This window comes from Flavobacteriales bacterium (assembly GCA_016716605.1).
Classification (GTDB): Bacteria; Bacteroidota; Bacteroidia; order Flavobacteriales_F; family PHOS-HE28; genus PHOS-HE28.
Map to the genome: position 1 here is coordinate 491,489 of JADJWA010000001.1, position 19,194 is coordinate 510,682.

The following is a 19,194-nucleotide window of genomic DNA, read 5'->3' on the forward strand; positions in this document are numbered from 1 at the left end:
GCACCGGTGTGCATGACCGGAGGAAGCACGCTTGCCCGACTACCTTCGGCCACGCATGGAGCGCATCCTCAACTTCATCGGCGGCGTCTTGCGCCCGGCCATCGGTGGCACATGGCTCGATAACCATGAACCAGCTACCGGCCGTGCCTTCGCTCAGATCGCCGACAGCGATGAGCGCGATGTGCAAGCAGCGGTGGAAGCAGCCAGCGCCGCACTTCCCGAATGGCAGGCATTGGGCCGAGAGGGACGCAGCAAAGCGATGCTGCGCTTAGCCGACCTGATCGAGCAGCAAGTGGACCGCTTCGCTGAGGCGGAGAGCCGCGATAACGGCAAACCCATTCACCTAGCCCGCAAGGTTGACATCCCGCGCGCGGTCTCCAACATCCGCTTCTTCGCCACGGCCATCCTCCACACCCGCACCGATGCGCATATCATGGACGACGTGGCGGTGAATTACACTGAGCGGGAGCCCATAGGCATAGTCGGCTGCATCAGCCCCTGGAACCTGCCGTTCTACCTGTTCACATGGAAGATCGCGCCAGCCTTGGCAACCGGCAATACCGTGGTGGCCAAGCCTAGCGAAGTGACTCCGCTCACGGCGTTCATGATGAGCGAACTCTGCGCTGAGGCGGGCTTCCCACAGGGCACTCTCAACATCGTGCATGGCTTGGGTCACAAGGTGGGTGCAGCCATCACGGCGCACCCGGCGATCACAGCGATCTCATTCACCGGCGGCACGCGAACCGGTGCGGAGATCGCGCGCGTGGCAGCGCCCTTGTTCAAGAAGCTCAGCCTCGAGCTGGGCGGCAAGAACCCCGTGTTGGTCTTCGCTGATTGCGAATTCGATGAGATGATGCGCACCACCGTGCTCAGCTCGTTCCGCAACCAAGGGCAGATCTGCCTTTGCGGCTCGCGGATCCTGATCGAGCGCAGCATCTACGATCGCTTCAAAGAGGCCTTTGTCGAGCGCGTGAAGGCCCTGCGCGTGGGGGATCCAGCCGACCCGGGAAGCGACCTCGGCGCAGTGGTATCGGAGGCGCACATGGAGAAGGTGCTGGGGCACATCACTCAGGCACGGGCCGATGGGGGCACGGTGCTCTGCGGCGGAGAGCGCGTGCGGCTGGAAGGCCGTTTGAAGGATGGCTGGTATATCGCTCCGACAGTGATCGAGGGCCTGGGACCGGGATGCCGCACCAATCAAGAGGAGATCTTCGGGCCGGTGGTGACGCTGCAGCCATTCGATGATGAGGCCCATGCGCTGTCGCTCGCGAACGATTCGGTCTATGGCCTGGCCAGCGTTGTATGGACCAGCGATGTGAAACGCGCGCACCGGACGGCTCGTGCGCTGCGATCGGGAATCGTGTGGGTGAACTGCTGGATGATGCGCGACCTGCGCACGCCTTTCGGCGGCATGAAGCAAAGCGGCGTTGGCCGCGAAGGAGGTGAAGAGGCGCTGCGCTTCTTCACCGAGGCGAAGAACATCTGCATCAGGATTTGAGCGACGGGCCATCGGGCCAACGGCGCTCCTTCATCCCATTGGTGAAGAACCATCCGAACCGGTGGTCGAACCAGATGGCGAAGCGGCCCAGGGCCAAGAGCGCTTGTTGGAGCAGCGGGAGCATGCGTGCGGGTTTGTAGGACCAACCCGAACAGCATGCCGATCCTTGCGCGGCGGTTGTGAACGAATGCCAAGCGGCGGCGCTCGAACGAGCACCGGTTGCGCGCAGCACCGGGGAGCGCATCACAAGGCCACGGCGAAGGAGGCCAGGCCTTCCTGCTGCTCCACGATCAACGCCTTGCGCTGGATGCGCGCCAATTCCAACAGCCCGATCTCCTCGGCATCTTCTTCATTCCCGATCACCGCCCTGCGGTACCGGCGATCCAATTCGAGCCGGGATAGCTCCGCGATGCTCTCCACCTTGTGCACCATGCGGCTCATGACCGGCTCCGCTGCCGACCAGACCGCGCGCATCCAGAAGCTCCCATCGGCCGTGCCGAAGCAGAAGAGCGCAGCGCGGCCGACCCCATGCGCATTCATCCAGGAACTTGCCGCCAAATAGGCCTGACCCGCATGCTGCCGGATCGCTGGATCATCCAACTCGCGTTCCAGCATCCGGAGGACCGGCTCTTGCAAACCGGCCTCGCCGCCGCAACGAATGGCCATCACCAGCCCCATGTCAAGGGCATTCCTGTGCAATTCAAGGTCCGCATCCAAGTGCGCTTCTGACTGGCGCTCATCCTGATCGGGCGACATGACCGCGCGAATCGCGAAGAGGCTACGGTCCTGATCGATCGGGATGATCCGGTGGCACAGGTCGCGGCCCGACCGACGGGCCATTTCGATGAGCCCCAATCCAGCCCCCCCGCGAGCAGTTGCTCCGCCGGTGCTGAGCCTGGCAAGGAACAAGCCGCGCAGCTGATCGGTGGTGGCCCCTCGCAACCGGTCCAGCGCTTCGTCGAGCGCGGCTGCCTCGCTCCTGCTGATCGGATTCATGGCTGAAACGGAGTCCCGGTCGGCGTTCGCGCGCACCGTGAATGAGCACTCGCGAGCTCCCGGGCGCACCAAGGCCCTGTGCCTGGTGACATTCTGGTAGGCCTCAACAAGGACGAAAGCCAGCCGCTGACGCAAGGTCCGAGGCCGGCCCGAACCCTTCGCGGCCAGATCCCCCAAGGCGATCAGATCCGCTGTGTGCCCTTCGTTGAAGGAGCCGGCATGAACGAATGCGAAGGAATCGCCGCCGAGCATGCGGTACAAACGGTGCGCGGCTTCGGCATCCATACGGGCGTGGCCAAGTTAAATGCGTTCAGCGAGCGGGTACTTTCGCCGGCCTCACCATGCCGCGGATTGAACGGAACCTAGCGGAGCGCGCACGCCTCCATGTGCGCCAATGGTTCGCCAGGCGCATGCCCAAGGAAATGCGCTTCCACGACTTGGAGCACACCTTGAGCGTGGCGCGCACCGCCGTGGCGCTGGGCCGGGCAAGCGGATTGGGCCCCGATCAACTGGAACTGCTCGAGGTGGCGGCCCTCTTCCACGACACGGGCTATGCCCTCGGCGCAGAGGACCATGAAGCCAGCAGCGCGGAACTGGCAGAGGCCTTCATGCGCAAGCACGGGGAGAGCGAACGCCGCATCCAAGCGGTAGCGTCCATGATCCGCAGCACGCGCCTGGGCCACCGGCCGCGATCGCTCGCCCAACGGCTCATTCGCGATGCCGACTCCGCCAAGGCCGGTCAGGCCGATTTCGATGCGCGCGGCGAACTCCTTCGCGAAGAGCGGGAGCACCTCCTCGGCAAGCGCATCAGCGCACACGCCTGGCTCAAGGAGAACCTCGCCTACCTGAACGCGCACACCTTCCACACCCCGCAAGCGCGCAAGCGCTACGGCGCGCAGAAGCGGATCAACCTGGCGCGGCTCCATGATCGCCTCGCCGCGGACAAGGACAAGGAGCGGCCAATGGCGTCAGCGCGGTTCATCGACCGCGACCTCAGCTGGCTCGCGTTCAACGATCGGGTGATGCAGGAGGCCGAGGATGCGCGCAACCCCTTGCTCGAGCGCATGAAGTTCCTTGCGATCTACTCCAGCAACCTGGATGAGTTCTACCGCGTGCGCGTGGCGGCCCTGCACGGCCTGGCCCGCTTGGGCAAGGTCACGCGAAAGGCCCTCGAGGTGCCGCCGGAGAAACGGATCGCACGCATCAACACCATGGCGCTGGGCCAGCAGCAGCGTTTCGGCAGGCTTTGGCGAGGCACCTTGCTCCCAGCCCTGGAGCGCAAAGGGATCCTGCTGCGCGATGAGCGGCACCTTACCCCCCAGCAGCGGACATTCGTGGATGCCTACTGCGCGCGGATGGTGCTGCCCAAGCTATTCACGGCGGCCGTTCGCGAGGGCAATGCGCCCTTCCTCGAGGACCGCAAGCTTTACTTCGTGTGCCGCGTGGCGACCAAGGTCCGCGCGCACGGCAAGGACCGGCTGCTGCTCGTGAACATCCCCAGCGATGTGCTCGGCCGGTTCATCGCCCTTCCCTCCCGGCCGAAGCGGGCTGAGCTCATGCTGATCGACGATGCCGTGCGAATCTGCCTGCCACAGCTCTTCGAAGGTCACCGTGTGATCGAATGCCATGCGGTCAAACTATCGCGAGACGCTGAATTGTACCTCGATGAGGAGTTCGCTGGCAGTGTGAAGGAAAAGGTGCGAAAGAGCCTGCGCAAACGGCTCACAGGCGTGCCCTCGCGACTGCTATACGATGGCCGCATGCCCAAACGGACGTTGCGCGCTTTGCGCTCGCTGCTGAACCTGGGCAAGGACGATCTCGTGCAGGGCGGCCGTTACCATCATTTCAGCGACCTCTTCAGCATGCCGGTGAAAGGCCGGCCGGAACTGCGCGATGCGCCATGGCCGCCGCTCCCGCATCCCTTATTGCGCAAGGGCAATGCATTCACGGCCGTTGACAAGGGCGATGTGCTGCTGCATTTCCCATACCACGACTTCAACCAAGTGCCGGACTGGCTGCAACGTGCCGCGAAGGACCCCGCCGTGACACGCATCCGCATCACCTTGTACCGGGTGGCCACCGAGAGCAGCGTTTGCGAGGCCCTGCTCGAAGCGTTGCACCGTGGGAAGCAGGTGGAGGCCTTCGTGGAAGTGCAGGCCCGCTTCGATGAAGGCCACAACCTGAAGTGGGGCGAGCGCCTTGAGCAAGCCGGGGCCACAGTGCATTATGGATATGAAGGCATCAAGGTGCATTGCAAGCTGTTGGTGATCGACCGCGTCGTGAAAGGCCGCTCCAAGCGATACGCATACCTCGGCACTGGGAACTTCAATGAACGCACCGCCCGCATTTATGCCGATTGCGCGCTGATCACCTGCAACACCGCGATCACTGACGAGGCCGCACAGGTATTCGCCTATTTGGCCGACCGCCGGAGGCTTCCGCGGCTGCGCCACCTCCTGGTTGCGCCCTTCTCGCTGCGCGACGGACTGGAGGCGCTGATTGACAGGGAGATCGCGAACGCAGAGCTGGGCAGGCCCGCCGGCATCACCTTGAAGCTCAACAGCCTCGAGGACCGCGCCTTGATCAGCAAGCTCTACGATGCCTCCCGGGCCGGGGTGCCCGTGCGGCTGATCATACGGGGCATCTGCTGCCTCGCACCAGGCGTGCCCGGCCTGAGCGATCGCATCGAGGCCATCAGCATCGTTGACCGATACCTGGAGCACACGCGCGCTTATGTGTTCGCCAACGGCGGTGCCCCGCGCGTGTACCTGGCAAGCGCTGACTGGATGGGGCGCAACCTCGACCGACGGGTAGAGGTCGCTTTCCCGCTGCTCGACCCGGAGCTCAAGGATGAAATGCTGCGCCTGCTGGAACTGCAGTGGTCCGATACGGCCAAGGCCCGGGTCATCGATTCCAAGCACCGCAACGCGTACCGTCGCGCAGGGCACCGGAAACCACGCGTGCATGCGCAGCGTGACACTTATACACTGCTGCGCAAAGTCTCCAAGAAGCCAGCTTGATCGGGTTCCGTGGCGAAAGGGGGGAGAAGGACTACCCTACCTACCATTGACGCAAGCCCTTGCAGGTTACATCAATCCAAAACCGCCTCCTCCCGCCCTTTCAGGATCTTCCACGTGCGGCTGCAGGACCTGCCTGCACCCGAGGCGGCGAAGATGGGTGCGCGCGCCGAACTGCCCGACACCGGATCGAACCGGAAATATCAACAGCCCGGATCGCCGGAAACGACGAGCGGCCCGGATGGGGCCCTTCATCCCGGCGAAAGCCGATCATGCGAACTGCGGGATCAACCGGTGATCTTCGCGAATCCGCTCTCGCTAACGTCGACCATCAAAAAGAAAGGCGGCTTGAATCAGCCGCCTTTAGTGGAGAATACCGGAGTCGAACCGGTGACCTCTTGCATGCCATGCAAGCGCTCTAGCCAGCTGAGCTAATTCCCCAGAACCAGAACCCGTACGTGCACGGGGCCGCAAGTTTAGTGCAATCCCACGGAATCGCATCACCTTCGCACGATGGCCCTGCCGAGCGAACTGATTGACGAGCTGGCCATGGCCATAGGCAGGCACTCCGGCGCAAAGACGACCATTTCGGGCGTTCTCCCAGTTGGTGGTGGCAGCATCAACGACTGCTATCGGCTCGACGCCTCCAAAGGCCGGTTCTTCGTGAAGGTGAACACGGCTGATCGCTTCCCTAGCCTGTTCGAGGCAGAGGCCGATGGCTTGCAGCGTTTGATGGCGGCCGGGCCCTTGGCAGTGCCGCGCGTGATCGCTCATGGCGAAAGCGCAGGGCACGCCTTCCTGCTCATGGAGTGGTTGGAACCAGGGCTCAAGGGGCGGGCGTTCTGGGAGGGCTTCGGCTACGGGCTCGCGCAATTGCACCGGCATACCCAGCAGCGCTTTGGCTTGGCTCGCGACAATTACATCGGCAGCCTCCCGCAGATCAATGCGGAAGAGGATTCGTGGGACCGCTTCTTCATCCTGCACCGGCTGGAGCCCTTGCTGCGCAAGGCTCGCGATCGGGGCCACCTCGGAGAAGGCGTTGCATTCCGGTTCGAGCGCCTATTCGGAAAGCTCGGCGGCCTGTTCCCGCATGAACCCCCTGCCCTGCTGCATGGCGATCTATGGAGCGGCAATTTCCTCTGCGGCAGCGCCGGGGATCCCGTACTCATCGATCCCGCCGTGTATTACGGCCACCGCGAGATGGATCTGGCAATGACCCGGCTCTTCGGCGGATTCGATGATGCCTTCTACGATGCCTATCAGGCACACCTCGCGCTTGCGATCGGATGGCAGGACCGCGTTGACCTCTGCAGTCTATATCCCTTGCTGGTGCATGTGAACCTGTTCGGCGGCGGGTACGCGCAGCAAGTCGATTCCATTGTTCGGCGCTTCTGCTGAAGGACGCGCCCCTGGCGCACGGACCTGGCGGAAACCGAAGCGCATCATGCCGCACTTTCAGCGTGCAAGCAAGACCTTCACCCCGCCATGAAGCGATGGCTCTTCATCATTGCCGGCCCGCTAGCCGCGTTGCTGGTCTTCGCGCTCATGCACCACCACGGGCATCAACCTGCCCTCATGGCGGGCCTCGTGGCGTGGATGGCCTTGTGGTGGATCACCGAAGCCGTACCCATCCCCGTCACTTCCATCCTGCCGCTGCTGCTCTTCCCGGTACTGGGCATCGATGATGTGCCCGCCACCGCCGCGCATTACGGCAAGGAGATCATCTTCCTCTTCCTGGGCGGCTTCATCATCGCACTGGGCATCGAGCGCTGCGGGCTGCACAGGCGCATCGCGCTAGGCATCATGGCGCGCGTGGGCAGCAGCTCGGAAAGGCTGGTTCTGGGCGTGATGGCGGCCTGCGCGCTGCTCAGCATGTGGATCAACAGCACTGCCGCAACGCTGGTGATGCTGCCCATCGCTTTGAGCCTGATCGACGATGAGGACGCGCCCGCTGACGCGCGCAAGCGATTGGTCGTGCCTTTGTTATTGGGTGTTGCGTACGGAGCAACGGTTGGCGGCATGGCCACACCGGTGGGCACGCCGCCCAACCTCGTCTTCATCGCGCTGTGGAAGCAGCTCTATCCCGGTCAGGATGCGATCGGCTTCGGGCAATGGATGGCCACCGGGCTGCCGCTGGCTGCGGTCTTCCTCGCGATCGCCTGGCTGCTGCTCACGCGCATCGCATTCAAGCTGAAGGGCGATTCGCTCGGCGGCGCTGATGCTGTGCAACTGCGGCTGAAAGCGCTGGGCCGAGCCTCGCGCGATGAATGGCTGGCTGGAGGCGTGTTCGCGCTGGTGGCGCTGCTGTGGATGACCGGCGATTCGATCAAACAGGGCGAAACGGAGCTCTTCACAGGCTGGCGCGATAGTGCCGAAGCCTTGAAGGAGGTGAGCGATGCGGCCGTGGCGGTGATGGGCGCGGTGCTGCTCTTCCTTCTCCCTGCGAGCAAGCGCATGCGGCAACCGCATGATGCCTACGCCACGCACGAAGAAGGACGGTCGCTCATGAGCTGGAGCTTTGCCGAGCAGCGTGTGCCTTGGGGCGTGCTTCTGCTCATCGGCGGTGGTTTCGCGCTGGCGGCTGGCGTTGATAAGAGCGGACTCAGCGGCATCATCGGCGAAGCGATGGCGGGCCTCGGTTCTTTGCCGATGATTCTGTTGATCGGCAGTACCGCGCTGATCGTTTGCCTGCTCAGCGAATTGGGCAGCAATACCGCTACCGCGAGCCTCACGCTGCCTATCCTAGCCGCCATGGCGGACCGATGGGGCATGGATCCGCAAAGCATCCTCTGGCCATCGGCGCTGGCCGCGAGCTTGGGCTTCATGCTTCCGGTGGCATCGCCCATGCAGACCATCGTCTTCGGCACGGGGCGCATTCCCATGCGGCAGATGGTGAAGGCCGGGGTGTGGATGGACCTGATCGGGGTAATCCTTTTGATGCTGATCTTCGGATGGTGATCCGCTTTTCTGTCGCGGTGCTTTTTGCCCTGCTTGGAGCGATGGTTCGGGCACAGCCCATAAGGGACCGACTCGAAGCCTTGCGTTCGGCAAACATGATGGACTCACTGCGCGAGGCAGCTGAGCAGGTGCTGGATGCGCTCCCGCGACCACCAGCCATCGACCTCTACGAGGCCGAATGGCACCTCGCATACGCCCTTGACCAGAGCGATGATCCCAGGGGCGCGCTGGAACATGCGCAGAACGCGTGGCTCGTCGCGCGGGAATTGAAGGACACTACCCGGATCCTCGCCTCGCTTTACCAGCTCACCAAACTCAACGTGGAAGGAAGGCACTACGAAGAAGCCGATCGTTTCCGCAGGGAACACCTCGCCTTGGCCCGCACCTTCGGCCGTGATACCATCCAACATGTGCTCGCCATTAACAGCATGGGCAGCATGTTCAGCCGCATCGAGCGTGCTGATTCGGAGGAATACTGTTATCGCGAAGGCCTGAAGTTGCTCGGCAACCGCAAGCATGTGGTGAAGCAAGCCCTGCTTGGCAACCTCGCAAGCACGTTGAGCGCAAGAGGAGAACACGCTGAAGCAGCAAAACTGCATGAACGCGTTCTCGCCGAACTGGATAGCACCGACCTGCACAATCAGGCTTGGACGTACAGCAACCTCGGCCGATCACTGATGTACGCCGAACGCTACACCGATGCGCTCGCGGCATTCGCCACGGGCGATTCGCTCAACGCCGTCAGCGGGAACGCCCTCAACCTGGCCATCGACATGGCAGAACTGCGCGCCGAGTGCCTCGAAGCCATGGGCGACATACCCGGTGCATACACGATGGTGAAGCATGCGCGCGATCTGCAGGACACGCTCTTCACGCGCGCCATGAACGAGCAGTTGCTGGAGCTTGAGACGAAGTTCGGAACGCGATTGAAGGAAGAAGAGATCGCGCGGCTGGGTGCCGAAGCGCGCGAGCAGGAGGAGCGTCTGCGCGTACGCAATGTGCAGCTCTATGGAAGCATCGCCATGGCCGTCCTGTTGTTGATCGGCGTGCTGCTCGTGTGGCGCAACCTGCGGCAGAAGCGGAGGCACGCGACCGTGCTCGAGGGCCTGAACACGGAACTGAAGGACCAGAAGGAACGCATCGAGGAGATCAATCGCCTCCTGCAACTGAAGGTGCTGCGCACACAGATGAACCCCCACTTCATCTACAACTGCCTGCATGCCATCGGCAACCTGGTGCGCAAGGGCGATGCGGTCGGGGCGGGGAGCTACCTCGACGGCTTCGCCCGGCTGCTGCGCATGGTGCTCGACCACAGTGTGAAGGACCGCGTGCCCCTGAGCCAGGAGATGGACTTCCTGCGGCAGTACCTGAAGCTCGAGGCGCTGCGCTTCGCGGACGGCCTCGTGTATGAGGTGGACGCGGATCCCGCCCTGCTTGAAGAGGATGACGCCGTGCCCGCCCTGGTGGTGCAGCCCTTCGTGGAGAACGCCATCTGGCACGGGCTGGCGACGAAGGAAGGTGACAAGCACGTGAGCGTCGGGTTCGCCGAGCGTGATGGCCGGATCATCTGCACGGTAGAGGACAACGGCATCGGAAGGAGTGCTGCTCCGAAACGCGAGTTCACGGATGGCAGTCCGAGCATGGGCCTGCAGCTCACCAATGAACGGTTGCAGCTTCTCACCTTCCGCCTGCAGGAGCGCGGGAGCGTGACCTTCACCGACCTGCATACCCACGGTGCACCGGCAGGAACGCGGGTCGAAGTGGTGCTGGCCTAACTTCCCGCCATGATCACGGCCGTGCAGGTGGACGACGAAACGAGCGCCCGCGAATTCCTTCGTGGACGCCTGCGCGATGTGGCGCCGGAAGTCCAGGTGCTCGGCGAAGCGAAGAACATCGACGATGCGACGCGCTTGATCGCCGACACCAAACCACAGCTCGTCTTCCTCGATGTGGAGATGCCCGGCGGCGATGGTTTCGAGCTGCTGCACCGGCTGGGGCGCTGGGACTTCGACGTGATCTTCACCACCGCGCACAGCCACTACGCCATCCAGGCCATCCGCTTCAGTGCACTCGACTACCTGCTCAAGCCCGTGCAAGCGGGTGAGTTGCGCGCCGCCATCGACCGTCATCTGGAGCGGAAGGGAACGACCTCGCCTGAAGTGCAGCAACAATTCCTGAGCAACATCGAACCGCGCAATGAGCAAGCCCTCAAGCTTACCCTCACGCACGGCGATCGCACGCACGCCGTCGCCCCCGCCGACATCGCCTGGTGCCAGGCTGACGACAACTACACCGCACTGCACCTCGCCGATGAGCGCCGCTTCGTTTCCGCACGCACGCTGAAGGACTACGACGAGATGCTCTCACCGCTCGGCTTCATCCGCGTACACAAGAGCGCGTTGGTGAACCGCCGCCACGTGGACGGCATCGACGGCGAAGGGCGTGTGCGCCTGCGCAATGGCGTGCGTGTGGAGATCAGCAGGAGGAGGTTGGAGGAGGTGACGAGGGAGTTGAGAGGGTGAACCGTTCCCTCGATCCCTCCCCGTAGCCTCGGTCTTCCTTTCAATTCGTCCGGCGACGCACTCCCTTGGTCGTGCAATTCCCACGACCATGCGTACCGCCCTCCTCGCTTTTGCTCTGGTTCCAACGTTCGCCTTCGCCCAGAACGCCACCAACCCCGATTGCGCCAACGCCCATCCCATTGCGGTGAGCAGCGGCGCGGTGCCGGATGAGTGGGTATTGAGCAACAATGCCGGCGAGGCCAACGCCATTTCGCCTGCCGCTTGCAGCGGTACGGGCTACAACGATGTGTGGTTCTCCTTCGTGGCCACGGCGAGCACATTGATCGTGGTGAACGACCTTCATGCTTCGTACCCCGTGCATATCGAGGCATTCAGCGGGGCGTGTGGGTCGCTGACCAGCATCGGTTGCACCACAGGCGCGAGCGTCACCAGTGCGCTGCCACTGAACGGTCTGGTGGTGGGAACCACCTACCACTTCCGAAGCTACCAGCCCGTGGCTGGGGCTCTTACGCTGCGCTGGGGCGTGGTGCATCCCATCACGAACAACGAGTGCGTCGGTGCCATGGAGCTCATTCCGTCGCCGAACATCACCCCGCTCTCCCTGGGGCAGCAGTTCTCGACCCTTGGCGCCACCCAGTCGCAAGCGGGCTGCGGGGTGGCCGCCGCGAGCGATGATGACGTGTGGCTGCGTTTCACCGCTACTGCTCCGAAGCACATGGTCGTGATCTCGCCGGAGTCCGATGTGGTGGTGCAGGCCTTCACCGGCACCTGCGGAAGCCTCACGAGCTTGTGGTGCGAGGACGATTGGAACATTCGCCGCGAGATCACGGGCCTTGCACCCGGCCAGGTGATCCATCTGCGCGTGTACTCCGAGAGCACGGTCGCGCAGAACTATGTGTGGTTCCGCGCAGCGATCGGAAGCCCACCGGCGAACGATGAGTGCGCGAACCCAATTACCATAGCTGTGAATGAGACCGCAGAGCCCGGCCAGGTGCATGGGTTCAATGTGGAAACGGCGACCGGCTCGGTCGTCAACAACTACTCCACACTACAGGACGTTTGGTTCCGGTTCACCGCTCCGTCCTCCGATCTGGTGATCGAGAAGGTGGGATCCTTCAGCATGGCGCTCTTCGATGCGAACTGTGTGGATGGGATCGTGAATGCAGGGACCACCACCCCGCTTATCCTGAACGCGCTTGTCCCGGGCAACACATACAACCTGAAGGTGGGCGGGGCCTCTGTTGGCGGCATTCGAACGCGCGGGTTCACCACCAACGACGATTGTACGGACGCGATCGGCTTGCCTGTGCAGGAGCAGGATGACCCGCTGCTCTACACGAATGCGGTGACCTACGGCGCCACGCAGAGCGCCACGGCATGCCTAACCGGAACGGATGACGATGTGTGGTTCAGCTTCACGGCCACCGCGCCCACCATCTTGCTGCGTGCCTTCGCAGATGGCACAGCGCTCCGGTATGAACTGAACACCGGCGTCTGTGGTGCGCTGGTCCCGATCGAATGCGGCTCCGTTGGCTTCACTACAGGCACTGCGCTGGACAGCCTGGTGGTCGGCACCATATACACCTTCCGCCTATGGACGAGCGGCATTGCACCAAGGCCGTTGAAGGTGGCCTTGGCGAAAGCGGCCTTGAACGACGAATGCGCAGGAGCGGTCACGTTGGTGCCCACCAATGTGCTCGACTACGACCACGCGCAACGGACCGGATTCGCCTTCGCCACCTCTTCGCTTCCCATGTGCGGCAGCGCTGCCGCATCAAAGGACCTGTGGTACAGCTTCACGGCCACGGCTTCCACGGCAGCGTTGGTAGTGCAACCGCGCAACGTCACCTTCGATGTGCATATCGAGCTCTTCTCCGGTACCTGCGCCTCGCTCGCCAGCTTGCTCTGCGAGGAGGAGACCGCGACCAATTTCACGGGCCTTGTGCCGGGCAACACCTATTTCGTTCGCACCTATCCCTACGGTGGCGGGGACAACGCGGAGTTTAGCCACCAGTTCTATGCGCCACCAGCCAACGATGACATGGCCGGTGCCATCGAGCTCCTCCCGAACGGTGATGCGTTCACGCACCAGATGCGGCCCTTTGTGAACTACGGCGCTTCGATGTCCTTCGCACAAGCCGCATGCACGGGCACACCCGCGAGCGATGTGTGGTTCTACTTCGTGGCAACAGGAGCGCAGCACACGGTGGGCGTGGATGTGGGGAGCATGAATTATGAGGAGGGCGCCGCGACCATGCGCATCGAGACCTTCCACGGCTTCTCCACCATACCGGACACCTTGCTCGCGAACGAACTCGCCTGTGGCACGAGCACCAATGGCGTCAATGTCACGGGCCTTGCCACAGGCGATACGGTGATGGTGCGCGTATTCTCCAGCACGGTCGGCCCGCACTACATCCGCACCATACACCCGTGGGTGAGCGGGGTCGGTACTTCAGATGAAGCGAGCGGTGCTGTGACGATTTCCGACCATGACGCGTATGCGGCGGAGTTCAACACGAACAACGCCACGCAAAGCCTCCCCAGCAACGGCTGTGCGGTGATCGGCGACAGCGCGGATGACGACATCTGGTTCAAATTCACGCACGATGGCGAGCCGGCCACGATCACCTGCCACTTCCTGGACAACAATGCGGTGCTGGAGCTTTTCCAAGGTCCCGTCGGAAGTCTCGTGCCGATCGCGTGCGGCTACAACTACATGGTGCTGCCCAGTTCGCTGGTCGATGGGCAGGTGTACCATTTCCGCGTGTACAGCCGCAATACCGGCGCCCTGCGTGGCAAGCTCGGCATCTTCCATACCCCGCATCCCATGGAAAGCCCGTGCGCCGATCTGGATTGCCTCGGGCCGAACCTGGTGGTGAACCCCGGCATGGAATCGGACTTGAACGCGACCCAGTTCGATCCTGATGGCTATCCCGACCCCGTTGGCTACAGTCTTGCCCCGGATTGGCATACGGCAGTGGCCACTGCGGACAGCTACTCCTCCGGCAATGCGTACAACGACCTGCGCCGCCTACCATATCAGTTGAATTCGAGCCAACCTGGCTTCGCATCCGATGTACGTCCGCGCGGCGGAGGTGGCGTGACCGGAGCGTTCGCCTCTGCCCTTTCTTCATCGTATCACGAGGCGATCGGTGGCCGGTTGAGCGTCCCATTGGCGCCTGGCGTGCCCTATCTCATCGCCTTCAATGTGCGGCTCCGCGGCGACCAAGGCGGTTGCGATGGCTTCGGGGCCCACCTGAGCATGGAGCCGGTCTCCGCGTTGTACGCGCCATTCAATCCACCCATGCACATGGAATGGCAGGGCGGTCCGGTCAATGTCACCAACGAATGGCAGACCATCTGTGGCCAGATCATCGCCGATCAACCGTACGAGCACATCACCATCGGTGTATTGAAACCCCAGGATGAGGTCGAGTGCTTGTCCGGCAATGCGTACTACTTGTTCGACGATGTCACCGTGGCCGAAGTGATCGACGCGCTATGCGTAACGGTGGATGTGGAAGAAGTGGACCCCGCGAATTACACCACCGCGATCGGTGATGGCCTCAGCGTATTCCCCAACCCCGCGAACGATCGGTTGAACATCAGCATGAACGATGCGCACTTCGGCAAGGAAGCGGTGATCGAACTCTTCGATGCCACGGCCAAACGCGTGCATGCGCAAGTGGTGTCGTCGGTGACGAGCAACGTACTACTTGATATGCCGGGCACGCTGCGCGAAGGACTGTATTTGGTGATGGTGCGGGTGGAAGGGCGAGAACCGAGATCGGCTCGAGTCATCCTTCACCGGTGAACGCGGTTACCATTTTCCGCATGCGACCGCTGACCGTGCTGTTGTTCATTCCGCTGCTGGTCGGTTGCCGTGCGCCGGAACAGGAGATCCCGGAGTACGCTCTTCCCGCCGAATGGGAACCGCACGAAGCGATCTGGTTCACCTATTCCGGCGCACCTACGGATACCGTGCTGGACAAGGTGGTGCTGGCCATGGATCCCGGAACACGGGTGATCTGTGCGGCCGACAATGACAGCCTCGCCCGGACGATCGCCGCGCGCTGGGACAGCCTGGGCATCGCGCGCAGCCGTTACCGCATGGAGGTCATGGGCGACAGCCTTGCCACACCCGCCGTCCGCGATACAGGTCCGATCATCCTGCGAAAGCGCGATGGTTCACTCGCGGTACTGGATCCCGATTGGAACTATTACGGAGACCATGATAACCTGGTGGGATCACCGGCACACTTGCTCTCCTTCGAGGACAGCTTCCCCAGCATGCTCGCGCGTAGGATGGGACTACCTGTGGTGCAGAGCGATATGGTGATCGAAGGCGGCGCGGTGGAAGTCAATGGCAAGGGCGTTCTCTTGCAGGTGGAAGCGGTGACCATGCAACGCAACCCCGGTTGGAGCCGCGATAGCATGGAGCACGAACTGAAGCGTGTGCTCGGCGTGCGCGACATCATCTGGCTGAAGGAGGGTCCGGCCGATGATCAGTGGTACTTGGAGCCGCGCATCCTTGGCCATGTGTTCAACCAAGGCACCGGCGGGCATGTGGATGAGTTCTGCCGTTTCGTGAACGACAGCACCGTGCTACTGGCTTGGCCCGATGATGCGGACCTCACGGACAGTGCACAGCTCATCACGCGTCAGCGGATGGAAGTGAACCTGCGCATCCTCGAGCAGTTCCGCGACAGCGAAGGACGTGCGCTGAACATCATCAAAGTGCCCACGCCGGACACCGAGTTCCACGACCACGTGTTGACCTCGAAGCGCAGCTATGACCGAATGCTGATGATGCGCTATGAGGACCTGCACGAAGGCGACAGCATCCGCTACATCCCGGCCGCGAGCTACCTCAACTTCCTGATCACGAACGGACGTGTCTTCGCACCCGCGTATTGGCACGAAGGCAAGCCATCATCCATGAAGGAGAAGGATGCGCGGGTGCTCGAGGTGCTGACCAAGCTGTTCCCCGACCGTTCGGTGGTGCAGGTGGATCCGCGCGCCATCAACTGGAGGGGCGGCGGCATGCACTGCTGGACGCAGCAGCAACCCCGAGAGTGATGGTTCTCTCAATTCGCTCGACTGGGATCCAAGCTTGAGTGGTTGTCGCATTGCCGTGCATGCTACTTTCGTTCCATGTCGCGCCAACCGGCTTTGTTGCGCATCGCCGTGTTCTTCGGCATCGCGTTGGTGTGTTCATGGTACTTCCGCATTCACGGTCCGACTTGGTATACGGCGCTCACGCTGCCCGCTGGCCTGACATCGTTGAAACACCTGCTTGAGGGTGTAGGACCCTTGTTGGGTGCCCTTGTCGTGCTCACTTTGTTCCAGCCGCCAGGCCGAGTTACTCTCTTCGGAAGCTCGCGACGGTGGAGTTTGTTGATGGCCGTTGTGCCGGTCGTGCTGTTCGCTATGGTTGGGGTTGACGATCCTGCTGGCCAACAGGACAGTCATGTGCATGGTGCCATCATCGGCATGGTGTCCATGGGCTACGTGCTGTTCGAGGAATTCGGCTGGCGGGGTTATCTCCTCGATGAGGTACGCGGAATGGGCATCGGTGGCATCTGGGTGCGGGCGCTGATCGTCGGCCTGCTATGGTACGCCTGGCATCTGACCCCGTTCAGCGCGGCCTCCATTGGTGAACACATGGTTTTCCTTGGCCTGCTCATCTTCGGTAGCTGGGGCTTCGAGCGGATCACTGACACTACCGGCTCGGTGATCTCCGTAGCGTGCTTCCATTTGTTGGGCAGCCTGGTCAGCACTAATGCACTGATCCAGAACGGTATGAGCGGAACCAACCGCTTGATCGTGTTCGGGATCTGCCTCGTTATCTGGATCACCATGGTGAGTAAATGGCCGGGCAGGCTAAGTGGGGAAACGACCAAGCAATAGGATCCAAGGAGCCACTGTCTCAACAACATCATGGCCGCGATCGCCCCTGCCACCGAACGCACCCACCTCCTCGATGCCCTCCGGGGCTTCGCTCTATTCGGTGTGGTCTGGAGCAACTATGCTGTGCTCTCACTGGCCATGTTCATGTCGCCCGAAGCGAGGGCCGCATTGCCGGGCGCCTTCCTGGATGCGCCCCTAAAGGCCTTCCATACCATCCTCATCGACGGCAAGTTCTATTCGATCTTCTCGTTGCTCTTCGGGATCGGCTTCGGATTCTTCCTCGCGAAGGGCAACGACGGACTTTGGCGCTTCTATCGCCGCATGTTCATCCTGCTAGTGATCGGCTGGCTGCACCTGCGCTGCCTGTGGGCGGGCGATATCCTCTTCCTCTATGCGGTGCTCGGCTTGTTGCTGCCGCTCTTCCGCGGGCTCAGCGATCGAACGCTGCTGATCATCGCCGCCGCGCTCATCCTTTCGCCCATCGCCGTTGATGCGGTCGTGGTGCTGACCAACGCGCGTGTTGACCCGGTGGAGCCGTTCGTCCGCTGGCTGGAGGCGAGCGATGCGCGCTACGGCAACACCACCTTCGACGCCTTTCTCGCCAGCGCCAATGGTGGTTGGAGCGAATTCACGGAGATGAACGAGCGCGGTTGGAAGTTCCGCTTCGTGCACCTGATCGAGACGAACCGACCCCCGAAGGTGCTCGGTCTCTTCCTGCTCGGGCTGTGGGTGTCGCGCCGAAAGCTCTTCGCGGATGTGGAAGCCCACGCGCCGCTGCTGAAACGGATCTGCTTCGCGGGCTGCGCGCTGGGTTTGCCATTCTCCGTGGTCCTCTGGTGGGCGAACAGCAATGTCGGTTACCCCCCTGAAGCGTCCTCGCTCGTGCGCACGGCGACTTACGCCTTGAGCGTTGTGCCATTGGCCATCGCGTTCGCAAGCGGTTTCGCTTTGTTGTGGCGCAATGAACGATGGAAGTCACGGCTGATGGTCATGGCACCCATGGGCCGCATGGCGCTGACTAATTACCTGATGCAGACGATCATTGCGCTGGCGCTTTTCACGGGGATCGGACTTGGTTGGGGCACGCACGTGAGTGCCGTGATGTATGAGGCTTTGGCCCTTGCGGTGTTCATTGCGCAGATGCTCTGGAGCCATTGGTGGCTGGCGCGGTTCCAGTACGGTCCATTCGAGTGGGCATGGCGATCGCTCACCTACGGAAGAGTGATGGCGATGCGGCGGTGATCACGGCGGCAGCGGCCCGTGGTATTCCAGGCAAGGCGTGTTGAACCACGGGCATTGATCGAAGAGTTCAAGCTCGACATGCACCGTGTCTCCGCTCGTGATGGACACCACGCCGAAGGGCCCGCGCAGCCATTGCTCGAGGCAGGCCTTGTCGATCGCCTCGGTGTGCATGCCGGGTCCGGCATGGTCGCGCAGAAGCTGCTTGTAGCGCGCGTCGGTGACGCGGTCCTGGTCGAGCAGAAGGTAGCGCCCGGCAGGAAGCACGCGGTATCCGTTGCCGGTGCCGTCGGTGCGGATCGTGTCAACGATCGGTCGTTCCAGCTCGTTCGGCGCCATCAAGCCGGTGCTGTCCGGTGTGGCGGCGCGCAGGTACATGCTCCCCCGCCAGGCTTCCGGTCTTGGCATTCCTTCGGGACCGGGGTCGGCCCCGCCGCAGTAAGGCGCGGTGTAGGTGGCATGCAGGTGGAGAATGCCGGTGCGTGCATCGCGCCATGGGAACATCTCGCCGTGGTTGGTGGTGCGCTTCGTGGCGCAGGCGCTCAGCAGGAACACTGCGCCGGTGAACACATGGAGGAACCTATCTGTGTTCATCCGTGTCCATCCGTGGTTGTTTCTCACACCGTTGCGATCACCTTCAGTTCAATGGCGATCGGCGTCGGAAGGCAGCTGATCTCCAACGTGGTTCGGCATGGAGGGTCCTTCTCGAAGTATTCCTTCCACAGCCGGTTGTAGGTGGGGAAGTCGTCCTTCATATTGGTGAGGAACACCGTCACGTCCACGATCTTTTCCCAGCTGCTGCCGGCATCCTCGAGGATCCACTTCACGTTCTGGAACACGCTGCGCACCTGGGTCTCGATGTCGTAGGAGGCGACGGTACCATCGGCGTTCAGCTCCACGCCGGGGATCTTTTTCGTTCCTCGTTCGCGCGGCCCCACGCCACTGAGGAAGAGAAAGTCGCCCACTCTGCGGGCATGCGGGTAGTGGCCAACCGGCTCGGGGGCCTTGTTGCTGCTGATCGAGCTCATGCCCCAAAGGTGCAATGCGGCGC

13 protein-coding genes and 1 tRNA gene are annotated in these 19,194 nt (G+C 62.6%); 10 read left to right on the top strand and 4 right to left on the bottom strand.

Annotated elements, in window-relative coordinates; translation table 11 throughout:
• Positions 1–55 precede the first annotated feature (55 nt).
• Positions 56–1,498 (top strand): aldehyde dehydrogenase, encoded by a 1,443-nt coding sequence (locus IPM12_01995; GenBank protein MBK9146573.1) that lies wholly within the window; start codon positions 56–58, stop codon positions 1,496–1,498.
• 243 nt (positions 1,499–1,741) lie between these two features.
• Here IPM12_01995 and IPM12_02000 read toward each other — a convergent pair whose 3' ends face one another.
• Positions 1,742–2,779 carry a hypothetical protein gene (locus IPM12_02000; protein ID MBK9146574.1) on the bottom strand — a complete coding sequence of 346 codons (1,038 nt, stop codon included), beginning with the start codon at positions 2,777–2,779 and terminating at the stop codon, positions 1,742–1,744.
• 56 nt (positions 2,780–2,835) lie between these two features.
• Here IPM12_02000 and ppk1 point away from each other — a divergent pair, with 56 nt between their 5' ends.
• Positions 2,836–5,514: a polyphosphate kinase 1 gene (gene ppk1, locus IPM12_02005; GenBank protein MBK9146575.1), complete on the top strand. Its 2,679-nt coding sequence runs from the start codon at positions 2,836–2,838 to the stop codon at positions 5,512–5,514.
• Positions 5,515–5,878: 364 nt separating this feature from the next.
• Here ppk1 and IPM12_02010 read toward each other — a convergent pair.
• A tRNA-Ala gene (locus tag IPM12_02010) sits at positions 5,879–5,952 on the bottom strand.
• Between the two features lie 72 nt (positions 5,953–6,024).
• On the opposite strand from IPM12_02010, the gene IPM12_02015 reads away from it, so the two are divergent.
• From IPM12_02015 to IPM12_02050, 8 genes are all read left to right on the top strand, one after another.
• Positions 6,025–6,909, top strand: coding sequence for a fructosamine kinase family protein (locus IPM12_02015; protein ID MBK9146576.1), 885 nt, complete (start codon positions 6,025–6,027; stop codon positions 6,907–6,909).
• 87 nt (positions 6,910–6,996) lie between these two features.
• On the top strand, positions 6,997–8,469 hold the full coding sequence (locus IPM12_02020) for an SLC13/DASS family transporter (protein ID MBK9146577.1): 1,473 nt from the start codon (positions 6,997–6,999) through the stop codon (positions 8,467–8,469).
• Positions 8,470–8,567: 98 nt separating this feature from the next.
• On the top strand, positions 8,568–10,244 hold the full coding sequence (locus IPM12_02025) for a histidine kinase (GenBank protein ID MBK9146578.1): 1,677 nt from the start codon (positions 8,568–8,570) through the stop codon (positions 10,242–10,244).
• 9 nt (positions 10,245–10,253) lie between these two features.
• Complete coding sequence (locus tag IPM12_02030; GenBank protein MBK9146579.1) at positions 10,254–10,991, top strand: response regulator transcription factor; 738 nt, start codon at positions 10,254–10,256, stop codon at positions 10,989–10,991.
• An 88-nt stretch (positions 10,992–11,079) separates the two neighbouring features.
• Positions 11,080–14,808 carry a T9SS type A sorting domain-containing protein gene (locus IPM12_02035; protein ID MBK9146580.1) on the top strand — a complete coding sequence of 1,243 codons (3,729 nt, stop codon included), beginning with the start codon at positions 11,080–11,082 and terminating at the stop codon, positions 14,806–14,808.
• Between the two features lie 20 nt (positions 14,809–14,828).
• Positions 14,829–16,073 (top strand): agmatine deiminase family protein, encoded by a 1,245-nt coding sequence (locus IPM12_02040; GenBank protein ID MBK9146581.1) that lies wholly within the window; start codon positions 14,829–14,831, stop codon positions 16,071–16,073.
• Positions 16,074–16,148: 75 nt separating this feature from the next.
• Complete coding sequence (locus IPM12_02045) at positions 16,149–16,904, top strand: CPBP family intramembrane metalloprotease (GenBank protein ID MBK9146582.1); 756 nt, start codon at positions 16,149–16,151, stop codon at positions 16,902–16,904.
• Between the two features lie 30 nt (positions 16,905–16,934).
• Positions 16,935–18,146 (top strand): DUF418 domain-containing protein, encoded by a 1,212-nt coding sequence (locus IPM12_02050; protein MBK9146583.1) that lies wholly within the window; start codon positions 16,935–16,937, stop codon positions 18,144–18,146.
• Here the strand turns inward: IPM12_02050 and IPM12_02055 are convergent, their stop codons facing one another.
• Both IPM12_02055 and IPM12_02060 read right to left on the bottom strand, forming a co-directional pair.
• Entirely contained in the window at positions 18,147–18,737 is a 591-nt protein-coding gene (locus IPM12_02055; protein ID MBK9146584.1) for a hypothetical protein, read from the bottom strand. It abuts the gene before it with no gap.
• 23 nt (positions 18,738–18,760) lie between these two features.
• Positions 18,761–19,171, bottom strand: coding sequence for a RidA family protein (locus IPM12_02060; GenBank protein MBK9146585.1), 411 nt, complete (start codon positions 19,169–19,171; stop codon positions 18,761–18,763).
• Positions 19,172–19,194: the final 23 nt, after the last annotated feature.